At 72.0% G+C, this 7,421-nt stretch carries 9 protein-coding genes; 2 read left to right on the top strand and 7 right to left on the bottom strand.

The window, feature by feature from the left end; genetic code table 11:
* Positions 1-75: 75 nt before the first annotated feature.
* Positions 76-255 (top strand): hypothetical protein, encoded by a 180-nt coding sequence (locus AF1_RS30700; RefSeq protein WP_067807336.1) that lies wholly within the window; start codon positions 76-78, stop codon positions 253-255.
* Here the strand turns inward: AF1_RS30700 and AF1_RS30695 are convergent.
* The 7 genes from AF1_RS30695 to AF1_RS30670 all read right to left on the bottom strand — a co-directional run bounded on the left by AF1_RS30695 (position 245) and on the right by AF1_RS30670 (position 6,625).
* Complete coding sequence (locus tag AF1_RS30695) at positions 245-1,408, bottom strand: low temperature requirement protein A (RefSeq protein ID WP_067807334.1); 1,164 nt, start codon at positions 1,406-1,408, stop codon at positions 245-247. The genes AF1_RS30700 and AF1_RS30695 overlap by 11 nt on opposite strands.
* 64 nt (positions 1,409-1,472) lie before the next feature.
* Positions 1,473-2,402, bottom strand: a complete 930-nt coding sequence (locus AF1_RS30690) for a lysophospholipid acyltransferase family protein (RefSeq protein ID WP_067807331.1) — start codon at positions 2,400-2,402, stop codon at positions 1,473-1,475.
* 14 nt (positions 2,403-2,416) lie between these two features.
* Positions 2,417-3,412 carry an NAD-dependent epimerase/dehydratase family protein gene (locus tag AF1_RS30685; RefSeq protein ID WP_067807343.1) on the bottom strand — a complete coding sequence of 332 codons (996 nt, stop codon included), beginning with the start codon at positions 3,410-3,412 and terminating at the stop codon, positions 2,417-2,419.
* 32 nt (positions 3,413-3,444) lie between these two features.
* Positions 3,445-3,543 carry a 30S ribosomal protein bS22 gene (locus tag AF1_RS33850; protein ID WP_018654693.1) on the bottom strand — a complete coding sequence of 33 codons (99 nt, stop codon included), beginning with the start codon at positions 3,541-3,543 and terminating at the stop codon, positions 3,445-3,447.
* Between the two features lie 470 nt (positions 3,544-4,013).
* Entirely contained in the window at positions 4,014-4,217 is a 204-nt protein-coding gene (locus AF1_RS30680) for a helix-turn-helix domain-containing protein (protein ID WP_067807328.1), read from the bottom strand.
* A 351-nt stretch (positions 4,218-4,568) separates the two neighbouring features.
* Positions 4,569-5,414 carry a phosphatase gene (locus AF1_RS30675; protein ID WP_067807325.1) on the bottom strand — a complete coding sequence of 282 codons (846 nt, stop codon included), beginning with the start codon at positions 5,412-5,414 and terminating at the stop codon, positions 4,569-4,571.
* Positions 5,411-6,625: an acetoin utilization protein AcuC gene (locus AF1_RS30670; RefSeq protein ID WP_407642182.1), complete on the bottom strand. Its 1,215-nt coding sequence runs from the start codon at positions 6,623-6,625 to the stop codon at positions 5,411-5,413. Before AF1_RS30670 ends, AF1_RS30675 begins: the two co-directional genes overlap by 4 nt.
* Before the next feature lie 156 nt (positions 6,626-6,781).
* Between AF1_RS30670 and AF1_RS30665 the strand changes: the two genes are divergently transcribed.
* On the top strand, positions 6,782-7,421 hold a 640-nt coding region (locus AF1_RS30665; RefSeq protein WP_157419358.1), incomplete at its 3' end, for an alpha/beta hydrolase fold domain-containing protein.

The raw sequence follows: 7,421 nt of genomic DNA, 5'->3' as shown, positions 1-7,421 counted from the left end.
CACGCCCCGCCCGCTTCTTCAGCAGCCGGGCCGCCGAACGGGTCCGCTTGGCCTGGATCTCCGCCCGCTTGTCTCGTGGCCGCGGCGCCAGACGAGGGCCAGTTCCGGGTCGGGCAGGCCGACGACCGGGACGTGGGTGACGGCGCTCTCCTTCAGATCGCCGGGACGGCACCGCCCGCCCTCGCGGTACGCCAGGACACGGGCGGTCTTCGGGGCGTCCGGGCCGAGAGCGGGGACGGCGGGGTCACCCGGTGACCCCGCCGAGGGCTTCGCGGGCGAGGGTGGTGGTCAGGAGGAGGGCGAGGAGGGCGGCTATGGCCACGAGGCTTGCGGGGACGCCGATGGTGGGGGCGGCGAACGGGGTGAGGAGGATCAGGGCGGCGGTGGCCCCGACGAGTTCCAGACGGACGGCCGGGCGGCGCATGGGGGCGTGCAAGGCCCAGATCATGACGAGGACGACGGCGACGGGCACGGCGACGGAGGCGACGACCGTCCGCGTCCCCGCTCCGGTGTGCCCGCCCGCCGATGCGACCGCCGTTTCGAGGCCCGCGCCGATGGCGGCGAGCGCGGCGAAGACGAGGTAGTGGCCGTAGCCCCAGACGAACGACCTGTCGCGGTGCCGCTCCAGCCCCTCCCCGGCCGGCTCGGAGAAGTAGATCCACCAGAGCGCGAACAGGATGGCGAGACCGGCCAGGGCGATCGTGACGAGGTCGGCGTGCAGGCCGTGCTCGACGGCGTCCTGGACGGCGTTCGTCGAGGCGAGGACGCTCTCCCCCAGCAGGATGATCGTGAACAGCCCGTACCGTTCGGCGATGTGGTGCGGGTGCCAGGCCGTCGTGCCGGAACGCTCCGCGATCGGCGGGACGGAGAGGTCCAGTGCCACGAGGACGAAGAACAGCCACATCGGGCCGCCGCCGGAAAGGGCGAGCCGGGACAGCCAGAACACCTGGACGATCGAGAGGCCGGCGGCGTAGCGGAGGGCCGTGGTGCGTCCGGCGGGATGCGCGATCGCGGCGCGCACCCACAGGCTCACCAGGCCGACGCGCATGACGAGGTAGCCGAGGGTGACCGTGGTGAAGTCGCCGTCGAACGCGGCGGGCGCCCCTGCCGCGAGGACGAGGACGCCCGCCATCTGCACGAACGTCATGACGCGGTACGGGACGTCGTCGGTGTCGTACGCGGAGGCGAACCAGGTGAAGTTCATCCACGCCCACCAGATGGCGAAGAACACCATGAGGAACGGCGCGATGGCGTCCCCGGTGTGCGCGGTCCCCGTGGCGTGGGCGAGGCGCCCGGAGGCCTGGGACACGGCGGCGACGAACGTCAGGTCGAACAGCAGCTCCAGCGGGCTGGACACGCGGTGCGGTTCGGCCAGGTCACGGGCGACCATCCGGCTTCGGAGCGGCATGCGCCTACTTTAGGGACGCGCGGGCCGGCGCAGGCGATCACGGACGAGCCGCTCGGCTCGCCGGTCACAGGAAGGCGGGGCCGCGGCGCAGGAGGGCCTCGTAGAGCATGTGCTGGATGTTCTCGCGGACGTGGTCGGTGAGCTCGAAGACCGTCATGGGGTCGTCGGCGTCGTCGGCCTCGTAGCCGTCCAGCGTCATGGGCTCGCCGAACTGGATCACCCATTTGGACGGGAGCGGGACGAGGCCGGCGAGGCCGAGCAGCGGGAACGTCGGGGTGATCGGGAAGTACGGAAGGCCGAGCAGCCGGGCCAGCGGACGCAGGTCGGCGATCTTGGGGTAGATCTCCTCGGCGCCGACGATGGCGCAGGGGACGATCGGGACGCCGGCGCGCAGCGCGGTGCCGATGAAACCGCCGCGGCCGAAGCGCTGCAGCTTGTAGCGGTCGGAGAAGGGTTTGCCGACGCCCTTGAAACCCTCGGGGAAGACGCCGACGAGCTCGCCCTTGGCGAGGAGCCGGGTGGCGTCGGCCTGGCAGGCGAGGGTGTGGCCGGCCTTGCGGGCCAGGTGGCCGAGCATCGGGATCTGGTAGACGAGATCGGCGCCGAGGAGGCGGATCTGCCGGTCGGCGTGGTCGTGCAGCGCGACCGACAGCATCAGCGCGTCGAGCGGGATCGTGCCCGAGTGGTTGGCGACGAGCAGGGCACCGTCCTCGGGGACGTTCTCCAGCCCGCAGAGCTCGACGCGGAACCAGTGCTCGTAGAGGGCGCGGGCCGGCGGCAGCAGGACCGTGGAGGTGAACTCGGGGTCGAAGCCGAACTCGTCCACCTCGTAGTCGCCGGCCAGGCGGCGGCGCAGGAACGCCAGCCCGGAGGCGATGCCGCGTTCGAGGAGGCCGGGCCCGGCGGGGGAGTCGCCGGCGGAGTCCTGGCGGTCCGGGGACAGCGGGATGACCTGCGCGTCCTCGTCGTCGTCCGCGTGGCGGGCGTTCAACATCGCGGGCTCCCCTTTCAGGCGCGTCCGAGCAGGTGCGTCAGCCGGTTGTGGGTGAGGCCCTGGGCGGCGGCGAAGTCGGCGAAGGCGGCCTCGGAGCTGTACTTGGGGCGCCACGCCAGCTCGGTCTCCAGGGCGGTGGTGTCGATGACCCGCCCGTACGTCAGCCAGCGCAGCAGTTCGGGCGAGAACCCGGACAGGCCCGCGAAGCGGCGTCCCATGTCGCCGAGCACCGAGAGGGACGGCGACGGGACGGGCAGGTACGGCCGTCCGGCGCGACGGAGCGCCTGGGACAGCAGCAGCACGCCGTCCCCGGCGACGTTGTAGCAGCCGGGATGCGCCTCGACCGTCATGCGCCGCAGCACCTCGACGCCGTCGTCCTCGTGGACGAACTGGAGCCGCGGGTCGAAGCCCAGCACCGTCGGGACGACCGGCAGGTGCAGGTAGCGGGTGAACGGCGAGTCCACGCCCGGGCCGAGGAGGTTCGCGAACCGCAGCACCGACACGGTCAGGTCGGAGCGGCGCCGCATCAGCCCGCGGACGTAGCCCTCGACTTCGACCGCGTCCTTGGCGTAGCCGCTCCTCGGCGGCTCGGCCGGTTCGTCGCGCTCGGTGAAGACCGCCGGGTCCATCGGCGAGGACCCGTAGACGGCCGCCGAGGACCGCACGACGAGCTTGCGCATGTCCGGTGAGCGCTGGCAGGCGGCGAGCAGCTGCATCGTCCCGATGATGTTGAGCTCTTTCACCTTCGCCCGCGGGGCGGCCGAGGAGGTCACCAGGTTGAGGTGCACCACCGTGTCCACCCCCGCCGACGCGATGATCTTCGCGATGCCGGGCGTGCGGATGTCGACGCGGACGAACTCGGTGCGGCCGAGGGACTCGGCGGGCGGCACCGTGTCCACCCCGATGACCCGTTCGATCCCGGGCTCCGCCTGCAGCGCGTTCGCGACCCGCGCCCCCAGGAAACGGGAGACGCCCGTGACGAGGACGACACGGGCCGCGGCGACGGGCATGGAGGACACCGTGCGCTCCACCCCCTACGGGCTCACTTCTTGTTGCGGCGCTGGATTCGCGTCTTCTTCAGCAGCTTGCGGTGCTTCTTCTTGGCCATTCTCTTGCGGCGCTTTTTGATGACAGAGCCCACGAGACCTCGCTCGGCGTATCGGGTGATGTGCAGGAGACGAACGTGCCGCGGGCGAGCATGGCCCATGAAGCGTGCACGGTCGGTCGCACAAGACTACCGCCGAACGGGCGGAGATCATGCCTCGGCCCGCCTCATGGCGCCGCGGAGGCGGCTCGCGGCCGGCCGCATCGCATCGCGGACCGACCTGCGGCATCCGGCACCGCGCCTCGCACGGCGCCGGGCACCGCCGAACCGGGGCGGGCGGTCGCCGCCCGTCCCGCTCGGTGTCCGGACCGTCCCGCCGGGCCGGGGACGGCGGAGGCGCTGCCCCCGCTCCCCCGGTACCGGCTCCGGCGGCCGCGAGGCCGCCGGCCGGTCCTCGTCCTGCGTCCCCGGCTCCGGGGCGGTCCCTGGGGATCGCCCCGAGGCCCCCTGCGCGGCCGGGTGCGGAGTACGGGGCGGGGTCATGGCTCATGCCCCGCCCTTACCCGTTATCCGGCTTCGATGTACGCGTCGCGCAGGTAGTCGTGAACGGCCTGCTCGGGGACCCGGAACGAGCGGCCCACGCGGATCGCGGGAAGCTCGCCCGAGTGGACGAGGCGGTAGACGGTCATCTTGGACACCCGCATCACCGAGGCCACTTCGGCCACGGTCAGGAACCTGACCTCACTCAGAGGTCGCTCGCCTGAGTTCATCGGACGCCCTCTTCCACACGTGCCGCGCACAGCCCTTCGGGTGACTTCGATCACGCACGTGTACTTCCTCCAGCGTAAATCGCGCACCGGCAGTCGCAAGAGGGGAGTTCCGCACATTTCCGTATCCCGACCTGACCGTGGGGATACAGTGTCGATTCCATACTCAACGTGGACGTAACGGCACTATCCGTGTCACAACGAACGGTCGTCAACCAGGATCCCGCACTGACCTGCGGTTCCGCTGCCCTCGATGGCGTCGCACAAGCTCATCCGTCCCGTTACGGCGGCCTTGTCACCCCCTGTGACATGCCGGACGGGCACCGGTCGGCCGGGCGCGGGCTGGGACGGGGCTCAGCTCGCCGGGGCCAGCCCCGCCCGATCAAGGATGTAGGCGGTCAGCGGCGCGTAGTGGCGCGGGGAGACACCGTCGTCGAGCGGGACGACGACATCGATCTTGCCCTCGGCGGCCCCGGCGAACAGCGCGGGGTCGTTACAGTCCGCGAACCCCACGGTGTCGATGCCGGCCTGACCGGCGGCTCCGGCCCAGCCGTGATCAGCGATGGCCAGATCCGGCCAAATATCAGGTTTAGCCTCCACCGACTCCCCGGAAGCGCTAGGGGACAGCTCCCGGAGCATGGCCTCCATCGGGTGCGGGTCGTGCGTGTGGTGGGTCCGGTAGTCGTCGCCCTCCAGCATCGCGACACCGTGCTCGGCGTAGACGAGGCGGCGCAGGTCCAGGCCGCCGTACCCGGTCTCGATCTCATACGTCCAGCCGGTCGCGGGCGTCAGCACCCGGCAGCCCGCCTCGGTCAGCGCACGCGCCACCGCCTGGTAGAGCGGCGTCAGCGTGGCCGGGTGACCGGTCGCGATGACCACGTTCTCCCTGCGGCGGGCCGCGAGGCCGATGCGGTCGCCCATCGCCTCAAGCGTGTCGAGCGTGATGTCGGGATCGATGGTGTCGTCGCCGTACAGATGCCTGGGGTCGGGGCTGACTCCGCACCGCTCGACCATCATCTCCAGCACGGTCCGCTCCGTCCACGACGGCTTCAACTCCAGGCCGAACTGGTAGTACGGGTTGCCGGCGGCCATCCGCCGGTAGTGCAGCAGGTTGTTCTGGCGCGGTGTCGCGACATCGCCCGCGATCATCGTGCGGACGAGGTGGGCGCGCAGCTCGTCCCTGCCCGGCGCGGGGGTCACTCGTCCGTCAGCGGGTCGAGGCCGTGCTCGGGGAACACCGCCCGCCGCGTCGCCAGCACCGCCTGGTCGATGGGACTGCTCGGGTCGTAGCCGTTCCCCCACCTGCTGACCTCCACCACTTGCGTTCCGTCCGTCATCCGGCGCGGGGCGATCTCCTCGGTCCGCCGCCGGACGAAGTCGCGCCACTCCCGCGGGGTCTCGGTGTCCGGCGCGATCGGCCCGCCCGCGGCCTCCGCCAGCAGATGCGTCCACGCGCGCGGCACCACCTGCACCAGTTCGTAGCCGCCGCCCCCGGTGAGCACCCAGCGGCCGCCCGCCGTCTCGTGCGCCAGCCGGTGCAGCAGCGCGTAGGCCGTCCGCTGGCCGTCCACGCTGAGGAGGAGGTGCGCGAGCGGGTCGAGCGCGTGCCCGTCCGCGCCCTGCTGGGTGACGAGGACGTCCGGCCGGAACCGGTGCAGCAGCGGCGGGATGATCGCGTCGAACGCGCGCAGCCACTGCCGGTCGCCGGTACCGGGCGGCAGGGAGATGTTGACGGAGGTGCCGTCCGCGCCCGTCTCGTCCGGGAAGCCCGTGCCCGGGAACAGCGTGCGCGGCGTCTCGTGCAGGCTGATCGTCAGGACGCGCGGGTCGTCGTAGAAGGCGTCCTGCACGCCGTCGCCGTGGTGGACGTCGATGTCGACGTAGGCGACGCGTTCGGCGCCGTTCTCCAGCAGCCAGGCGATCGCGATCGCCGGGTCGTTGTAGACGCAGAACCCGCTGGCGGCGCCGCTCAGCGCGTGGTGCAGGCCGCCGGAGATGTTCGCGGCATGCTCGGCGCGGCCCGTCCAGACCGCCTCGGCGGCGGCGACCGAAGCGCCGGCGACCAGGGCGGACGCCTCGTGCATGCCGAGGAAGACCGGGTTGTCGGGGGTGCCGAGGCCGTGCCGGATCTCGGGCAGCCCGGTCGCGCCGGCCTGCTTGACCGCCGCGATGTAGGACTCCTCGTGGACGAGCCGGAGCAGCTTGTCGCCCGCCGCCTCGAACGCCGAGACCCGCACGTTGGGACGGTCCAGGACGCCGAGCTCCCGGGCCAGCGCCATCGTCAGCTCGACGCGCACGGGGTTCATGGGGTGGCCGGGGCCGAAGTCGTAGGAGATGAGCCGCTCGTCCCAGAAGATCTCAAGCCCGCAGTTCTCGGGACCGGAGCGCGGGGACGGCGCGGGACTGCTCATGACCTCACGGTATCGCGCCCGTCACGTGGCCCGGCTCACACGCCCTGCCCGGCCGCCGCTGCGGTCTTCAAGGATTCAGTACGAAACTGTGACGTGAATTACTCCGTAAAACGGGGCATACAGGTCAGACAACGCGAAATATCAAAGGGGGGTCAGATGGACAGCCCGAGCGTTCGCAGCCGAGCAATCAGCGGCGCTCTGCGTCTGGGCGTCCGTCCGCTTCTGCACTACCTCCCCGGCCACGCCACCGGCATCCGCACCGCCCGCTCCACGGTCGACGCCGCGTCGCTGCTGCTGCGGCCGGGCTCCGGTGTCCGGATCGAGGGACTCAACGAGCGGTCCGCGGACGGCGACGGCGACGGCGACGAGCGTCCGATCAGGGGCGAGTGGGTCATCCCCCGGGACGTCCCGGAGGGAAAGGCCGACGGCGCCATCCTGTACCTGCACGGCGGCGGCTACGTGGTCTGCTCGCCGCGCACGCACCGTCCGATCACCTCGCGGCTCGCGCACGACACGGGCCTGCCCGTCCTCGCGCCCCGGTACCGGCTCGCGCCCGAGCATCCGTTCCCGGCGCCGCTGGAGGACGCCGTCAGCGCCTACCGGTTGCTGCTCGCGCGGAACATTCCCGCCTCCCGCATCGTCGTCGCGGGCGACTCGGCCGGCGGGCACCTCGCCGCCGCGCTCGCCGGCGAGCTGTGCCGGCTCGGCCTGCCGATCCCCGCCGGGCTCGCCCTGTTCTCCCCCTGGGTGGACCTGACCTGCGAACTCGCCATCCAGGCGCAGCGCCGCGCCCGCG

The organism is Actinomadura formosensis NBRC 14204 (assembly GCF_001552155.1).
Lineage (GTDB): Bacteria > Actinomycetota > Actinomycetes > Streptosporangiales > Streptosporangiaceae > Spirillospora > Spirillospora formosensis.
The sequence above is the reverse complement of the archived record's forward strand: the minus strand, read 5'-3'. Positions and strand labels throughout refer to the sequence as shown.

What these genes read in the sequence shown, in the direction of transcription:
- AF1_RS30680 (WP_067807328.1), bottom strand. Translation starts at nt 4,217, where the DNA reads ATGAACTCAGGCGAGCGACCTCTGAGTGAGGTCAGGTTCCTGACCGTG.
- AF1_RS30690 (WP_067807331.1), bottom strand. Translation starts at nt 2,402, where the DNA reads ATGTTGAACGCCCGCCACGCGGACGACGACGAGGACGCGCAGGTCATC.
- AF1_RS30685 (WP_067807343.1), bottom strand. Translation starts at nt 3,412, where the DNA reads ATGCCCGTCGCCGCGGCCCGTGTCGTCCTCGTCACGGGCGTCTCCCGT.
- AF1_RS30695 (WP_067807334.1), bottom strand. Translation starts at nt 1,408, where the DNA reads ATGCCGCTCCGAAGCCGGATGGTCGCCCGTGACCTGGCCGAACCGCAC.
- AF1_RS30670 (WP_407642182.1), bottom strand. Translation starts at nt 6,625, where the DNA reads ATGAGCAGTCCCGCGCCGTCCCCGCGCTCCGGTCCCGAGAACTGCGGG.